Annotated in this window: 9 protein-coding genes; 7 read left to right on the top strand and 2 right to left on the bottom strand. The window is 38.4% G+C overall.

The window, feature by feature from the left end:
* The first annotated feature begins 162 nt into the window (after positions 1–162).
* Together AC3WR0_RS06900 and AC3WR0_RS06895 are read left to right on the top strand one after the other, a co-directional pair.
* On the top strand, positions 163–2,160 hold the full coding sequence (locus AC3WR0_RS06900; RefSeq protein ID WP_492551610.1) for an N-acetylmuramoyl-L-alanine amidase family protein: 1,998 nt from the start codon (positions 163–165) through the stop codon (positions 2,158–2,160).
* Between the two features lie 348 nt (positions 2,161–2,508).
* A complete protein-coding gene (locus AC3WR0_RS06895; protein ID WP_492551609.1) occupies positions 2,509–6,606 on the top strand; it encodes a bifunctional 2',3'-cyclic-nucleotide 2'-phosphodiesterase/3'-nucleotidase in 4,098 nt (1,365 codons plus the stop codon).
* A gap of 85 nt (positions 6,607–6,691) precedes the next feature.
* On the opposite strand, the gene AC3WR0_RS06890 is transcribed toward AC3WR0_RS06895, so the two are convergent.
* Positions 6,692–7,222, bottom strand: a complete 531-nt coding sequence (locus AC3WR0_RS06890) for a L,D-transpeptidase (RefSeq protein ID WP_492551608.1) — start codon at positions 7,220–7,222, stop codon at positions 6,692–6,694.
* Between the two features lie 545 nt (positions 7,223–7,767).
* On the opposite strand from AC3WR0_RS06890, the gene AC3WR0_RS06885 reads away from it, so the two are divergent.
* Together AC3WR0_RS06885 and AC3WR0_RS06880 are read left to right on the top strand one after the other, a co-directional pair.
* Positions 7,768–8,364, top strand: coding sequence for a DUF5317 domain-containing protein (locus AC3WR0_RS06885; RefSeq protein ID WP_492551607.1), 597 nt, complete (start codon positions 7,768–7,770; stop codon positions 8,362–8,364).
* 162 nt (positions 8,365–8,526) lie between these two features.
* Complete coding sequence (locus AC3WR0_RS06880; protein ID WP_492551606.1) at positions 8,527–10,359, top strand: bifunctional diguanylate cyclase/phosphohydrolase; 1,833 nt, start codon at positions 8,527–8,529, stop codon at positions 10,357–10,359.
* A 91-nt stretch (positions 10,360–10,450) separates the two neighbouring features.
* Here the strand turns inward: AC3WR0_RS06880 and AC3WR0_RS06875 are convergent, their stop codons facing one another.
* On the bottom strand, positions 10,451–11,647 hold the full coding sequence (locus AC3WR0_RS06875) for a C40 family peptidase (protein ID WP_492551605.1): 1,197 nt from the start codon (positions 11,645–11,647) through the stop codon (positions 10,451–10,453).
* 244 nt (positions 11,648–11,891) lie between these two features.
* Here AC3WR0_RS06875 and gloA2 point away from each other — a divergent pair, with 244 nt between their 5' ends.
* Genes gloA2 through AC3WR0_RS06860 form a run of 3 tightly spaced genes read left to right on the top strand, consistent with a single transcriptional unit; the run spans position 11,892 to position 17,047 of the window.
* Entirely contained in the window at positions 11,892–12,278 is a 387-nt protein-coding gene (gene gloA2, locus AC3WR0_RS06870; RefSeq protein WP_492551604.1) for an SMU1112c/YaeR family gloxylase I-like metalloprotein, read from the top strand.
* A gap of 31 nt (positions 12,279–12,309) precedes the next feature.
* Positions 12,310–13,995, top strand: a complete 1,686-nt coding sequence (locus AC3WR0_RS06865; protein WP_492551603.1) for a serine hydrolase — start codon at positions 12,310–12,312, stop codon at positions 13,993–13,995.
* A 28-nt stretch (positions 13,996–14,023) separates the two neighbouring features.
* On the top strand, positions 14,024–17,047 hold the full coding sequence (locus tag AC3WR0_RS06860; RefSeq protein WP_492551602.1) for a S8 family serine peptidase: 3,024 nt from the start codon (positions 14,024–14,026) through the stop codon (positions 17,045–17,047).
* The last annotated feature ends 132 nt before the right edge of the window (positions 17,048–17,179 follow it).

Genomic DNA, 17,179 nt, shown 5'->3' with positions numbered 1-17,179 from the left:
AGTTTTATATGAATACAAAAATGGTTAAATGCTACTTCACCTTCAACAATCAACCTGGAAGTATCCGAAATAATCCAATAACAACTTTTTTCGTATAGTAAAATTTTACATATTTTGATAGAATGTAACATGGTTGAAATATTTTGTCGATGGAGGGAAAATGTGAAAAGGTTAATTGTCTCATCTATGTTGGTTACAGCTACTCTGTTTCCTGTCCTCAGTGATACAAACTTGGTACCAGAATCAGTATCGGTTCATGCTGCCTCACAAACAGCTACGGTAAATGCCTACAATGTAAACATCCGAAAAGGGGCGGGCACTAATTACTCTGTAATTACAAAACTATCAAAAGGACAAAAGGTAGAAATTACAGGAAGCAAAAGAAATAGTAAAGGAGAAACATGGTATAGCATACGGTTTTCAGGTAAATCAGGCTGGATTATATCAAGTTATGTTTCAAAGCCATTTACTAGTACTTCTGTGAAACCTGCTTCAAAACCAGTAGTCCATGCTCCAAAGCCGGTCCTACAAACCGCAAGTCAATCGGGTATCATAAATGCGACATCATTAAATATCCGTAAAGGTCCTAGCACATCTAACTCAGTTCTTACATACCTGCGAAAAGGACAAAAAGTAGTAATTGCATCAAGTACAAAGAATAGTAAGGGTGAGATTTGGTACAACATTAAGTTTTCTGGAAAAACCGGCTGGGCATTATCCAAATATGTTTCCAAAATTACTGTAAGTCCAGCTGTAAAACCTGCTCCGAAACCGGTACCAAAACCAGCACCAAAGCCAGCGATTCAGGCTCCAAAACCAGCTGTTCCAGTTCCAAAACCGGCTGTTCCAGCTCCAAAACCAGTTGTCCAGTCTCCAAGTCAATCAGGGACCATAAATGCAACGTCATTAAATATCCGTAAAGGACCTGGAACAAATTACTCAGGTCTTGCAAGTCTGCGAAAAGGGCAAACAGTAGAAATTATATCTAGCTCCAAAAACTCTAAGGGGGAAGTCTGGTATAACATTAAGTTTTCGGGTAAATCCGGGTGGGCTTTGTCTAAATATGTAACAATAAAAGCTGCTCTACATACAGTGAAACCTACACCAGCACCAAGTCAATTAAAATATACATATGCTGCTAGTCAGACAATAATTTATAAGGATAAAACGACACAAACTCGTTTGAGTTCCCCACTTGCTGAAAATGAAAAATTGACAGTTATCGGTGAATCAAGTGGCTGGGTGAATGTCCAAACCAAAACAGGTATCCGGGGGTGGGTTCAAAAATCTCAAACTTCAACTGTGCTTTTAAGAAGATTAACAAATCCAAAGATAAGCACCTTAGAAAAGGATACTTACTTAGACTGGACTAAACCAGGCAATTTCAGCTTTAAGTATTCCACAAATGGAAACCAGCTGACTATGAAACAAGGATTTACATATGTTCAAATGCCTTCAGTAAAGGTAAAGGGTATAAAAGAAATTAAAACCGTTCAAGTTAGCTCAACAGAAAAATCTGTGGTAATTACATTTGACCCTGGGTACACTTTTACACTTCGGAACTACAGCAATAAGGTTTCCTTAAAAGTCATTCCAATGGGACTTTTGGGTAAGAAGATTATTGTTGATGCAGGGCATGGCGGTAAGGACTCAGGGGCAATCGGCAATTATTTAAAACTAAAGGAAAAGGATGTTACATTAGGCATTTCGTTAGCTCTTAAAAAAGAACTTGAAAAGTACGGAGCCATCGTTACTTTAACGAGGAGCACTGATGTATTCCTGGAACTTTCCGAAAGAACAGCCATCGCCAACAAGTCTAATTATGACGCTTTTGTTTGTATTCATGCAGATTCCTTTTTACCGAAAGCATATGGAACAACAACCTACTATAATTCAACATTGAATTTCAATGGGCCAAAGAGTATTTCTCTAGCAAGTGATGTCCAAAAGAACCTTGTTGGTACAGTCCACACTTATGATAGGGGAACTAAACCACAAGATTTCTATGTAAATAGAATGAACGAGCTTCCAAACATTTTAGTAGAAACTGCGTTTATTACGAATCGGGCCGAAGAGGCATTACTTGGAAAAGATTCTTTTAGACAAAGTACAGCGCAAGGAATTCGCAAAGGACTTGAAACTTACTTTAGAAAGTTATAAGGACAAAACACCATCTAACACGGATGGTGTTTTCTTTATGTAGAAAAATGAATTAATTAGTAGATAACTTTACGGTATTTTTACATTCTGTTAACGTTCTTCGACAGAATTAGTAAGGAGATTATCGTAAAATTAGTATGAGTTTTTTAAAAAGGAGGAGAATTGGACTAGTTAGAAGATTAATAAAATAGTGCCAAAGATGCGAATTTCGAAATATCGGAAAATTACCTTTATTAACAACAATCGACCCCTATATAATGGTAGAGGTGATTCTCCAGGGGCTTATAGAGTAGTCTTTAGGAGCCCAAATAATAGAATTGTATATTGGAAGGATGGGTGTTAAACCGAATGAAAAAAAAGAATTTCGGTAAGTTTAGCAAGATCACTGCAACAGCTCTGCTGTTTAGTACGATTGCCTCACCAATGGTTCCATATAAGAGTGTTAAGGCTTCAGCCGCTGCTCCAGGTCCGGTGAAACTTCGGATTATGGAAACGACAGATTTGCACGATAACATTATGGACTATGATTACTATAAAGATGCTCCAACAGTTGAGTTTGGACTGGACCGTACTGCCCAGCTGATAAAGCAGGCTAGAGCAGAAAAAATGGATTCAAATGACGCAAACAGCGCAACCTACGAACAAAACTCCCTCTTATTTGATGCAGGAGACTTGCTTCAGGGAAATCCCATGGCAGACTATGTCGCTAAAGTAAAAAAGTTGGGACCAACTGAAGTACACCCTGTTTTTAAAGCAATGAGCCTCTTAAACTATGATGGCGGAATTGTCGGCAACCATGAATTTAACTATGGCCTCGATTTTCTCAAGAATGCTATTCAAGAATCACCTTACCAGTTTGTTAACGCTAATATCTACAAGGATGACGGCGACACTGATCCGGACAACGATGTTAATGAGTTTACCCCTTACAAGATTATACCTAAGACAGTAAAAGACCAGAACGGTAATGAACAAACAATCCAAGTGGGTTATATCGGTTTTGCTCCTCCGCAAATTATGCAATGGGACCACGATAACCTGGCTGGTAAAGTTGTGGCAAAAGATATGGTTGATACAGCAAACAAATTTATCCCGAAAATGAGAGCAAAAGGTGCCGACATTATTGTTGCCATCGCCCACTCTGGCTGTGATATTGCAAGTGACGGCCAGGCAGAAGCGGAAAATGCTGTCTATTCCTTAAGTAAAGTACCGGGAATTGATGCACTTTTATTCGGACACTCTCACGTAAACTTCCCTGGTGATTCCTCTTTTAATGGAAAAACGGGAATTGATAATGTCAACGGTCATATCAACAATGTTCCAGCTGTTGAAGCAGGTTTCTGGGGAAATAACCTTGGGGTTATGGACCTAGATCTAAACTATGATGGTGAAAAGTGGACAGTAACGAGCTCAAAGGCTGCTAACAGACCTATTTACACTACACAATCTGTAAATGGTGTATCCACAAAGGTTCCAACCGTTTCAGGTCCGGACCAGGCAATTGTGGATGCAGTAAAAGAAGAACACGAAGGCACCTTGTCTTATGTACGAGGCAAGATCGGAATAACTTCTGCTCCTTTATACAGCTTTTTTGCACAGGTGCAGGACGATCCAACCATCCAGATTGTTAATAATGCACAAACTGATTATGTGAAAAAGTGGATTGCAGATAAAAACCCTGAGCTCAAAGACATTCCTGTCCTTTCAGCGGGTGCTCCTTTTAAAGCAGGCGGCAGAAGCGGTCCTAGCTACTATACAAATATTCCGGCAGGCGACCTCTCAATCAAGAGCGCCAATGACTTATATTTGTACCCTAATACCCTTAAGGCTGTAAAAGTGACAGGTGCAACTGTAAGAGAATGGCTGGAAATGTCTGCTGGCCAATTCAACAAGGTTGACCGTACGAAGACTGAACCACAAAATATTGTAGATGATTCATTCCCATCCTACAACTTCGACGTAATTGACGGGGTCAAATACAAAGTTGATATTACGAAACCAGCAAGATATGACAAAAATGGTGTTCTGGTATCCCCAGATTCACACCGTATTGTCAATCTAACTATGCCAGATGGCAAGCCAGTTAAAGATGATGACGAGTTTATCGTTGCAACTAATAACTACCGTGCAGGCGGCGGAGGAAACTTCCCAGGCCTTAAAGGCGGCGTTGCAGATGTAGTGGTGAATTCACCAGATGAAAGCCGTCAGGTATTAATTAACTACATCCAGGATCAAGGAACAGTAAATCCAACTGCTGATAAAAACTGGAGCTTTGCCCCTGTGGGCGGAAATGCTAACCTGATCTTTAATTCATCACCAGATGCAAAACCATTTGCAACCCAAACACAAAATATTAAGGATGTAGGTCTTGCACCTGATAATTCAGGATTTGAGCAGTACCAATTGGATCAAAGAGTCCATGTTCAATTATTGGGTATCAACGACTTACATGGCCAATTGGATTACTCTACAAAAGTTTCCAACAGAACAGTTGGGGGTATCGAGTATCTGGCATCTTACCTGAAACAAAGAGAAGCTACTAATCCAAATACTCTAATGGTTGAAGCTGGAGACTTAATCGGTGCCAGCCGTCCGGTATCCGCATTGCTTCAGGACGAGCCAACCGTTCGCTTTATGAATGAGCTTGGCATGGATGTTGGAACGATCGGTAACCATGAGTTTGATGAAGGAGTAACAGAATTAAAACGAATGATTAACGGCGGAAGCAGCCCTAAAACAGACAAATACAATGAGAAATATGGCGAATATACAGGTGCGGACTTTCCAGTAGTTGCTGCTAACGTAGTGGAAGAAAGCACTGGAAAACTCTTATTAGATCCATACGCAATTAAAGAAGTAGATGGTGTAAAAATTGGCTTTATCGGAGTTGTTACAACTGAAACACCGAGCATCGTTACTCCAAGCGGTGTAGCTGGAGTACAGTTCACAGATGAAACCGAAGCCATTAACAAGTATGCAAAAGAATTAGAAGGCCATGGTATTAAAGCAATTGTCGTTCTGGCACATGACCCTGGAACTTCGGCCTTTGACGGTTCAAACCCTACTGGCAAGGTTGTTGAAATGGCGAAAAATATTGATCCTCAGGTCGATGTGATTTACGGTGCACATGACCATAAATACCTTAACTCAACAGTTAACGGAAAATTGCTAGTTCAATCTTATTCTTACGGAACAGCATTCTCTGATGTTGATTTAACCATTGATCCTATTACTCAGGATATTGTTGAGAAAAAGGCTGAAGTTATTTCAACGTTCCAGGACAGCATTACTCCTGATGCAAAAATTAAAGCAGAACTTGATTCTTATAAAGCCGATATTGCTCAAATTACTGATGCTGTAGTAGGCCAGGCGGCAGGCCCAATTACAAGGACTACAAATGCAGCAGGGGAATCTCCAATGGGTAACCTAATAGCAGACAGTATGCGCGATGCTACTGGAACCCAGTTTGCATTCATGAATGTTGGCGGAGTACGTGATGAAATTAAAGCAGCCGGCGATATTAAATGGGGAGACCTATTTGCAATTCAGCCATTTGGCAATGATATCGTAACCATGAAAATTACAGGCGAGCAGGTTAGAACACTCCTTAACCAGCAGTTTGCTGCAGATCGTAACCGCATCATGCAAATTTCCGGTTTAAAGTATACATGGACAGATAAACTGCCGCTTGGTCAAAAGGTTCTTGATATTTATCTGCCTGATGACAAAAAAATTGATCCAAAAGCAACTTATTCTGTAACAGTCAATAACTTTATGGCTGATGGCGGAGATGGCTTTACAATCCTTAAACAGGGTACAGAAAGAGTAACCCAGATGACGGACCTCGATGCTTTAGTATCTTATATTAAAAAGCAGACGGCACCAATTTCTGCTCAAATTGAGGGAAGAATCCAAATTGATACACAAGCACCAGAAGCACCAAAAGTTGAGGAAGTAACAGACCAATCCAGTCAAGTTAACGGTATTGCTGAGGCAGGAGCTAAAGTGGACATTACAGTCAATGGTTCAGTTATTGCTACTGGCGCAGCTTCAGAGACTGGAACCTTTGCAATAAGCATTAATCCACAAAAAGCTGGTACAGTACTATCACTTACTGCTACTGACAAGGCTGGCAATACTAGTGAAGCAACAACCGTAACTGTAAAGGATGTAACTCCTCCGCAGGTACCGGATGTTGCCCCAATTACTCACAAAGAATGGGTAATAACTGGTAAAGCAGAAGTGGGTTCCCATGTTGTTATTACAGACGGTAAGAAATTAAACATGAATGTAATAACAGATGAAAAGGGTACCTTTACTGCTAAACTTAGCGAATTCATTAAGCAAAACACATATGTAACTCTTTATTCATATGATGGTGCAGGTAATAAGAGTGAGAAAGTAACTGTGATTGTTGGAAAGATTTACGGTCCGACAAACAAATAATGTTAATTAAAAAAGACTCATTCTCCAATGCGGAGAGTGAGTCTTTTTTACATTATAATAATTTTCTATTATAGTTCAGATTACTTTATTTACGTGCAACTGTATTTTTAATATAAGGCGAAGCAATTACTGCGAAAGAACTTCTGGAAGTTGTAATAACAACCTTAGTACCTTTTTGAACTCTGCTAAAAAGCTCCCGGACATCTTTATTATGCATCCGGATACAGCCGCCGGAGATGTTTTTGCCAATTGAACTTTCATTATTCGTTCCATGTATACCATAGGGATATGAGCCGTGCTCCTTGGCACTTAACCCCATCCATCGATCCCCAAGTGGATTCCTCGGATCTCCGCCTTTAATTTTAAGTTTATAATAAGGACGATTTACAATCTTTTCCCTTATAAAAAAGGAACCTTCAGGTGTTAGTCTTGGAGTTTTGCCGGTTGCAACAGGATAGGTTTTAATCAGTCTTCCATTTTCAAAAAACGCAATCTGGTTAATCTTTTTATTAATTACTAACAATTGGCTTTTTTGGACAGCAGCCTCGCTATTATATGGCTGGACCAATAAACCGAAAAGCATGGCCAGCGATATTAAAAATGCGTTTAATTTCATTTTTTTTTCCCCTTTTTTCAAATCACCTATAAGACGCACGAAAATGGAAAATGTTTCATATCCATATTCCATAAGATATCAAATTTTTTTGACTTTTTTCAACATATTTTTAACTCTTTTTACCTTTAACATGAAAAATATCTACCTCTGTGAAGTTTAATTTGTCATATAAAGCCGAGTTTTGGTGTTCTGTATCGAGAACATTTTATTTATTTTTGTTCGATATAATACTATGATGTCTATAGAAACATTCATTTAAGGAGGAATTTTCAATGCCATTGATATATATGAAAGAAATTCGAACACCATTAACAATTTTCTCTATTAAATTTTTTAAATGTTCGGAAGGACACTTATATATAAAGGTGGGAGACCTGTCTCGAAGAAAGCTTTTTGATAATAGGAAATAATTTTTTAAATTTATTTTTATTTTTCACTAAAACCCTATTAAGTTTTAAAAAAAAAGGTCGAAATAATTAATGTGAGAGTAATTACATAATTTTACCTCAAAAAGAAAAAATGCCTAATAGTTTGGTGGTTGGTATATGGTTTTTGACGGAATAATTTTTTCTTTAATAGTAGGCTTTTTTAGAAAAGGGAGCTTAGGCCCTCTTGCCACCCTAAAGCTTAAATGGGGGTGGATGTTCCCATTGCTGCTGACAATAGAATTATTAGTGTTTATTTTTCAAAATAACAGCAAGTTGCTTGGTCAGGCTAGTGCCTCAATTTATATGCTAGTTTATATAAGTGGATTGACATTTTTGTTCCTTAACAGAAAAAATGAGGGATTCAAAGTCATTTTTATAGGGGTTTTCCTGAATTTTTTAGTAATGATATTAAACGGGGGAAGGATGCCAGTTTCCGGTGAAGCGGCAACGGTTTTGAGCCCTGAATATATGCAATTTCTCAAAAACGGACATTACGCAAAACATGAACTTATGACCCAATCAACAAATCTTAAATTTCTGGGAGACATTATCCCGTTATCCAAACCTTATCCGCGAACTCAGATTATCAGTATTGGTGATGTTGTGATGAATATTGGCATTTTTTTATTCATCCAAAACCTTATGGTTGGCAAGCGGAATGAGAACGATAGCAAAAGAAAATCCCTTTCCCTTAAAGGAGGTGAAGCAAAATGAAAAACGAGCAAAAGAATGGTATCAAATTAACTTCAGTCCTTTACAATGCTATCATTATCGGTTCTATAATTATTGCTTTGACTTCAGGTTACAAATTAATATAATCAATCTTAAGGAGAAGTTAAGAGACTTCTCCTTAAATTCTTATAGTGAGTGATGAAAATGGAATTCTTAAAAACCTCCTCTAAAAGGTATTTACTAGGAGTATCGATTTTAGGTATAACTGCTTTTTTATTTTTTAATAATCTTGCTCATCATACTCTATTTGAGTGGGTTATGATCTTCTCTCTAACCGGCTCAATCCTCTTGCTGAATTATTATCTGATTCCAATTCCTCCAAAAGGAAATTCCCTTTCAATGGATTCCTCTATTATTCTGGCAAGTCTTTTTTTATACAAGCTGGGATTAACTCTGGATGTGTTATTTATTTATGCTGCAATCTACTTATTCACACAGCGGAATATAGTCTGGTGGAAGCATACTTTTAATTTTGCTCTCTATACTTTATTAACTGTTGGCGCCTATTACTTGTTTATATTAATGGGTGGAGAACTTGGTACCATAAATGTAAACAGCCTTTTGCCTTATACTGTTTCATTTATCTTTTATTTTTTTGCAAATGTTCTATTAATAGGGACGTACTTCCTCTTAGCTGGGGTTGATAGCCCAAAAGATGTTTTATGGGGCATGATTAAGGAGAGTGCTACTTCCTATAGCAGTACCCTGTTATTGTCTTTAGTTCTAGGTATCCTAATTGGGAGTCATAAACTATTTGGTCTGTTTCTATTTATTATAATTTCTTTTCTTTTATCTCTGGCGTTTAATCAGCATTTTAAGTTATTTAAAGAAATATCGGAAAAAGCTAACAAGGATTTTCTTACTGACTTAAATAACCATGGATATTTTAAGGAGCTCCTTACAGAAGAGATGAACTTCGCCAAAGAGAGCGATCTTCCATTAACTGTTATCATGCTGGACATTGACGATTTTAAAAAATACAACGACCTTTACGGCCATATTGAAGGCGATCAGCTTCTAAAGGAATTCGGCACTCTCCTTAAAGCTGAAACAAAAGCAAAAGGATATATTGTAGCACGATATGGCGGGGAAGAGTTTTCTATTGTATTGCCAAATACGCATCGACAAGATGCCTTTACCTTTATGAATGAATTTCGCAAAAAAGTAAATGACACCTATTTTAAAGGGGTAGAAGGACTTCCATATGGCTGTTTATCCTTTTCGGCAGGAGTGGCGGAATGTAGAAAGGAAACCTACAGCATATCAGAGCTTTTGAATCATGCGGATCAGGCTATGTATGCAGCCAAGGATCAGGGTAAAAACCTTGTTCATATTTACAATGAGTACTCTGAATACACTGTGCAAAAATCTCTTTCTCTTGAAAAAGATCTCGAAGAACTAGAGCAGCAGCTTAAAATTTTTCTTTCAAAAGATGTGTACACATATCGTCATAGCAAGAGGGTTTATCAGTACGCAGTTGACTTTTCTAAAAGGCTTACATTAAGCGGTCACGAAAGAAAAACATTGATTCTTGGAGCCATCATTCATGATATAGGGAAGCTTGAAATTCCGAGGGATATTATTAATAAAAAAGGTAAGCTTGACCCTCATGAGTGGGAAATGATGAAAAAGCATGTTACGTGGGGAAAAGAGATTATCTCAACCAACAAGAAGCTTGAGGAACTGATTCCTTTGGTTGAACTCCACCACGAGCGTTTTGATGGAAATGGTTATCCCTATGGTTTAAAAGGAAAAACAATTCCTAAACTGGCGAGGATTCTTTGTGTTATTGATTCCTTCGATGCCATGACAACAGAGCGGCCATACCAAAGGACTAAAACCTTCGGTGAAGCAATCGAAGAACTGCGGGCTTGCTCAGGCAAGCAATTCGATCCCCAGTTTGTCGAACCATTTATTGAGATGATAAAACAGAGTAATCAAGCTGAAGAAGTTGAGAAGGAATTAGTATTGATATAAGTAGTCAAGGCACCAGCCGTAATTTTGGATGGTGCTTTTTAATTGTCAAAAGAAAAGATGTCCTAAATATAGGACATCTTTTAGTTGCAGATTAATAGAATCTTTTAAAACTATCGAAATGGTTCTTGTAATAGGAGTTATTTAAGTCTGTGATAGCTACCCCATTGTCACTTGCATGGATGAATTGAGTGCCTCCAAGGTAGATTCCCATGTGCGAGATTCCTTTTTTATATGTATTTTCAAAAAATACAAGGTCCCCCGGTTTTGGTGTATCTACATAATAGGAACGATTGAAATAGCCATCTGCTGAAGTACGGGAAATAGATTTCCCGGCCTTATTGAACACATAGTAGATAAAACCGCTGCAATCAAATCCTCCAAGTGAACTTCCACCCCATACATAAGGTATCCCTAATACTTGTTTGGCAGTCATTACTACGGATGCAGTTAAATCAGTTGTTGAAGCAGGCGTCGGTGTCGGTTTCGGTGCTTGTCCTGCTGGTGCAGTACCTACAGCTTCGCCTTCTGTGGTTGCAGGGCTTGCCGGTGTCTTTGCGACATTTAATTTTTGCCCTATGTAAATACGATCCGTGCTAAGGTTGTTTGCTTTTTTAATTTCGTCAACAGTCATCCCAACGAGAGTACTTATCTTGCTGAGAGTATCCCCAGCTTTAACTATGTATTGAGCGGCAGTTTTTCCAGTTGAAGGCGTAACCGGTGTTTTTGAAGCATTAGCAGGAACTGTTGGAACTTTAGTTGTTGTGACCGGTGCCTTCGCTGTTGATGCAGCAGGAGGCTTAGCTGGTGCTTTCGCAGGCGCAGCAGGAACCTTCGTTGTTGGTGCTGGTCCTTTTGTAGTAATAGCAGTTTTAGTAATAATTTTAAAAGGCTGCCCGATTGCTACCTTATCTGATTTTAGGTTATTCCAAAGTTTTAGCTCTGCGAGCGTAACGCCATGTTTATTGGCAATTTTAATTAGGAAGTCACCTTTTACTGCATGATACGTAACAGAAGCCGGCTGAGATGCAACAGTTAAAGTTTTATAGTTTGCAGCAGTATAATTGGATGTGGTTATGGAGGGTAAATTAAGTTTTTGGTTTACATAAATCAGGTCTGATGAAAGGTGATTCAACTTTTTTAATTCCTGGACAGTAGTGTTATATTTTTTTGCAATCTTTCCTAGGTAATCGCCTTTTTCAACAGAATACGTACTTGCCGAGGCACTTCCGGCATAAACGGCAGAAAGGATTGCTGCGGTCGCGAAAGTCGTCATGACTTTTTTCTTCATTTTTCCCCATCACTCCGTTTTCTCTTTAATTATCTGAAAATATTCTATCATACTATCAGGGAAGTTTATACAGAAAATCACAAATTTGGACATTAATCTGCCGATTTTCCTCGAATGAAAAATTTAATGAATAGGAGAAAAAGCGACCTAAGACCTATAAATTATGAGAGAATAATAGTTAGAATTATGTTAATCTATGGGAGATAAAACAGTATTTAGAAAAGGTTTTAAAGGGGGTACAGCATTGAGATTTTCGAAAATTCACCATATCGCTATAATTTGTTCAAACTACGAATATTCAAAGGAATTTTATACCCGTATTTTGGGACTTACACCCATTAGAGAGGTGTACAGGGAGGAACGAAACTCCTATAAACTGGATCTCGCTTTAAATGGCGAATACATAATAGAACTGTTTTCTTTTAAATCACCTCCGGAAAGAGTCAGCTATCCTGAAGCAGCGGGTCTCCGTCATCTGGCTTTTGAGACAGATGAAATTGAAGAAAATATTAAATTTTTAATATCAGAGGGAATTGAGCCAGAGCCAATCAGAATTGATCCATACACGCAAAAGAAGTGTACTTTTTTCGCTGACCCTGATGGGCTGCCAATTGAACTCTATGAAAAATAACAATTTTAATTGAATAAGGGGAAACAGCAGCATGATGAAGAAACTTTTAGTCGTTTTAATGTCAATTAGTATGATTCTATCGTTTTATCAGCTTCCAGAAAAAGCCGAAGCGGCTACAACTCAAACGGCATATCAGCAATTTTCACATAATCTTTCAAGAGACCTTAACAGTTATATCAAAAAATCAGGCGGGGATATCCGTCTTCAATATCGGGATTTATCATCAGGTGACGAATACAGGCTAAACAACACAGCAGGTACGGTAAGAGCAGCAAGTACCATCAAGCTTCCTCTGGTTTTACAGGTCATGGAGCTTGCTAGCCAGGGTAAACTTAATCTTAATGAAAAATTAACCTACAAGCACTACCATTATAACGGCGGCAGTGGCATCATCCAAAAAGCGAAGGTTGGAACCCAATATACCATTCGGGAATTGGTCCGAATAACGGTTACTTATAGCGATAATATCGGCTTTGTCATGCTGCGGGAAAGAGTTGGCAAGCAAAACTTCATTAACTACATGAGAAAGCTTGGCGGTAAGTATACCTATACAAACGGAGTCAACACCACGTCCGCGAGCGATATGGTTGCCTACTGGAACGATCTATATAATTTTTCTCAAAGAAGCCCACTTGGCAAGGAACTTATCAATTATTTAAAACACACTATCTATAACACTACTATTCCAACCGGCACAAGAGGTGCGGAGGTTGCACATAAGGTAGGCATGATTCCTGAGTCTGGTATTTCTCATGATGTAGGGATTGTTTATGACAGAAATCCATACATACTAGCAATCATGACTAACAGACTATCGTATGCCAAATCACAAAAGACTATCGCAGACCTCGCATCTATTGTTTACAAATACCATAAGCAAAAAAGTACAGCTCAATATATAGCTGCTAAAACGGATCAGGATTTGATCCAATATGCAGCAGGAAAAGCCGTTAAAATCGGAACAGTAATAAAAGGAGAAAACTTTAAAATCAGCGCCGATAAAGGTGACTGGTATGAAATTGATTTTGGCGGAAATAAAGCTCTTATCTCAAAAAAGGGTGTTGTAACCTATTATCGCCCATTCTCCGGATACTTTTTTAATGGGAAATCATCAGTAAAAGGGCAAATCATTGTACAGCCAAATGCCGCTTTATATAATGATCCAACAGGAAAAGGAAGGAAAATTGCCACTGTTTCTTTCAGCAAGGCAGTTGGATTTGACTCCACACAAAATAACTTTTACAAAGTGAATTTTGGTGACAGATACGCCTATATAGAAAAAACAAAGGCTGACCTGCAATTTACACCCACAATTAAGTATGTTCAGATCAACAAGGACAATACACCGGTTATCAGCAAAACATCAGGGATGAAAATCGCTGTACTTTCTAAAGGGAAAATATTTATTAGAATAAAAGATTCCGGAAGCTACCAGGAAGTTCAGTATGGAAATATTACAGCATACATCCCTAAAACAAATGTATTACCAGTTTATGAAACAAAAATCACCAATCCAACAAGCACTGCTCCTGCAGCAAATCTGGTTGAACTTTCAAATGATACAAAAGGCTACTGGCAAATGAACTCAGCAGCACAGCCTTCAGCAATTCTATTAAAAGGGCAAAAGATCAACTATATACAAAAGAACGGAACTTGGTATTCCATTAATCTAGCAGGACGTATCGTTTATTTCCAGCAAGCAATGGAATCCAAATAATTAAACAAATCCGAGAGGAAGAGAAGCAGTGAAACATATCATTTCATTTCTAATTGCCATTTTTTGCACCGTGTCGCTTGTTTCCAATGTTTCTGCAAAGGGACTTAAGGTTGTTCCGCTTGTCCCTAAAAATAACACCTCGGAGTTGTTTAAAGAAGATAAGGATTTTAAAAGTAAACAATTGATTCTTAAATTTAAAAAGGGAACATCTCAAGAGAAAAAAGATACTATCTTGAATCTGGTTAAAGGAAATGAAATCTCTTTTGAAAAAACTGGAGATGTTTCACTTATAAAGGTACCAAAAGGTATCAATTTAAAAAGATTAGCAGATATTCTTATCACCCAGAAAGAAGTCCAATATGTTGAGCCAAACACAAAGCTGGAGAGTACGTTTACGCCTGCTGATCCGGGTTTTAAGAACCAATGGTATTTAAATAAAATTGGTATGCCCACGGCTTGGAATGATACAAAAGGAAATTCCAATGTAATTGTAGCGGTGGTCGATAGAGGTGTCCAGGTTAATCATCCTGATCTCATGGGTAAGATTGTCAGCCCGATGGATATCCTGACTGGCAGGACTACCTTTTCGCCTGCAGAGCATGGGACCCATGTTGCGGGGATTATTGCAGCTTCCATTAATAAAATGGGTATCGCAGGAATAGCTCCTAATGTAAAAATAATGCCCGTGAATGTTTTTCGCGGAGAATACGCAAATGTGTATGATATTGTACAAGGAATTTATTATGCAGTAGATCATCATGCAAATATTATTAATCTGAGCTTGGGCAGCCAGGATTACAGCTATGCACTGGATTTTGCAGTGCAATATGCAGCGAGTAAAGGTGTTCTCGTCATTGCTGCAGCTGGCAATGAAAGTACCAGCGAGGATACTTATCCAGCTGCATTTAAAACAGTAACCGGTGTTAGTGCTACTGATTCAAATGATAAAGTAACTTCCTTCTCCAATTATGGGAAGTATATTGACCTGTCAGCTCCAGGACAATCGATTTACTCAACGATTTCAGGAAGTTCCTATCAGTGGATGAGCGGAACATCCATGGCCGCACCTATTGTATCGGGGGCTGCTGCGCTGGTATTATCGAAAAACCCGGCACTGACACCAGCTCAGGTGGTAGAAGTCCTTAAAAAGTCTTCGGTGGATCTTGGTGCAAAAGGTTGGGACCAGTATTACGGTTACGGCAGAATTGATGTTTCAAAGGCTCTTCAAATGACAATGGGCCCTATATCAAATCTCTCTATGTCTACCGATAAGTTAAACATGAACGGTACTAATACAGCTTCTTTTTCCCTTAGGGCAGGATATGGAAATTCACTTTCATTTTATATCCAGAATTCAAAGGGGAAAACGCTAAAAACGATTTTATCAAATCAGAAATCCACCGGATCCAAGACCTCATCAGCATGGAACGGCAGGCTGGATAACGGCTCATATGCTCCTGCGGGAACGTACAAGGTGTTGGCGAAAGCATCAAACAGTTTACAGACGATCTACAAATCAGCATCAATTCAGGTGATAGATAATGTAAATCCGGCAATCCAGATGGGTTCGGCATTTGATTACTCCCCAAAAGTCAGCAGCAGAGCAGCAATTCCTATTTTATTAAATAAGAATCAAACGGTAACAGCCTGGATTTATAATAGAAATAATAATGTAGTTCGAAAAGTTCTTTCCAAATATTATTTGGAGGGTGGAAAAAGAACCGTTTATTGGGATGGAAAAAACAGCAAGGGTCAACGTATGGTAGATGGTAATTATCGGATGGTCCTATCTTCGACAGATGTATATAAAAGAAAAACTGCCAATAGACAGATAACCATAAAAGTAGATACAGTTAATCCTAAAGCTAGTAATACTTTAATGGCACCTTTATTCCAAGCAACCGGAATCAGTCAAAATACCCTAAAGATTACAGCTAATGAAAACGTCTATGTAAATAGCTATGTTTTGACAGGTAAGGGTACGAAAATAAAAACATTGTCAGCGAACCAATTTCATAAGGCTGGTTTATTTACAATCGGCTGGAATGGAACGGACGGAAAAAATCAGCCTGCAGCAGAAGGCAGCTATCAATATTTATTAGACGTACGAGACCAGGCAGGAAATAAAACAGCAATTAAGAGCTCCTGGTTCAAGCTGCAGGATTGGGAAAAGCCAGTTATTGGGGCCCAATCTAGTATAGATTACCGGAACGTTGAGCCTGCGTCTTATTCATACAGCCTTTCAAAGCCAGCTAAAGTATTAATATGTATATATAAGGATGGACAAATGGTTAAAACGGTTCAGCAGGAAGCAGCAAAAGGAAAAGGCAGCAATTCATTCATCCTCGATCTTTCTTCTGGACTATTGCCTGATGGCGTCTATAAATATCAGATTAAAGCAACTGATAAGTATAATCAGGTCGGCTTCTTTCAAGGCAATTTAACAGTAGCTTTAAAAAGGCCAGAAATTGAAGTTCCGAAAATAGCCGGACTTTTTGACTACGGGGATTCAATTTGTGATGTGCACTACCGTCTTTCAGAGCCTGCGCATATTACCATTGAGGTATATAACAGCGACCGTCAAAAAATTAGAACACTTGTAACCAATGTATCAAAGCAGGCAGGTGCAAACAGCTTTCAATGGGATGGGTATACTGATAATGGAGAATGGACTTATGCAGATGGAACATCCTACTACTATAAAATAATGGCTAAAAACTCCATAGGAAATGAAACAACAGTCGAAGGTAAATTATCCATAGATGATCCCGATTGGCTGAAAGCTTTTAATAGCGATTTTGTTACAGATGGTTCAGGGCTCAATCAGGAAATGAAACTATCAATGGAACTCAGTCAGGCTGTTAAGGTAACTCTTGAAGTTTATAAAGGAAAAAACGGAGAGAAAGTAGATAATCAAGTGTATAATTTAGAAAGCGGTACACGAGAGATTGAATACAAAAAACCTGTCTATGACAATTTATTCTATAAGTTAATCTTTGAAGACCAGCTTGGTAACAGGTATTTCTATGAATTGGATGAAAATAATAATTAAAAGGCTGGGGGCTTCCCTGGCTTTTTTCTGCCTAAGAATATCTTCGTATATACAAAGCGATTTTTATTTCTTGAAATCGGGGCTTAATTGTAAATTCAAATGAAAATTTATGACCAATTCAAAGCAAACCAC

The sequence above is a fragment of the Neobacillus sp. FW104-15D2 genome, assembly GCF_058790155.1.
Note: the sequence above shows the minus strand (reverse complement) of the source record. Positions and strands in the feature narration are given on the sequence as shown.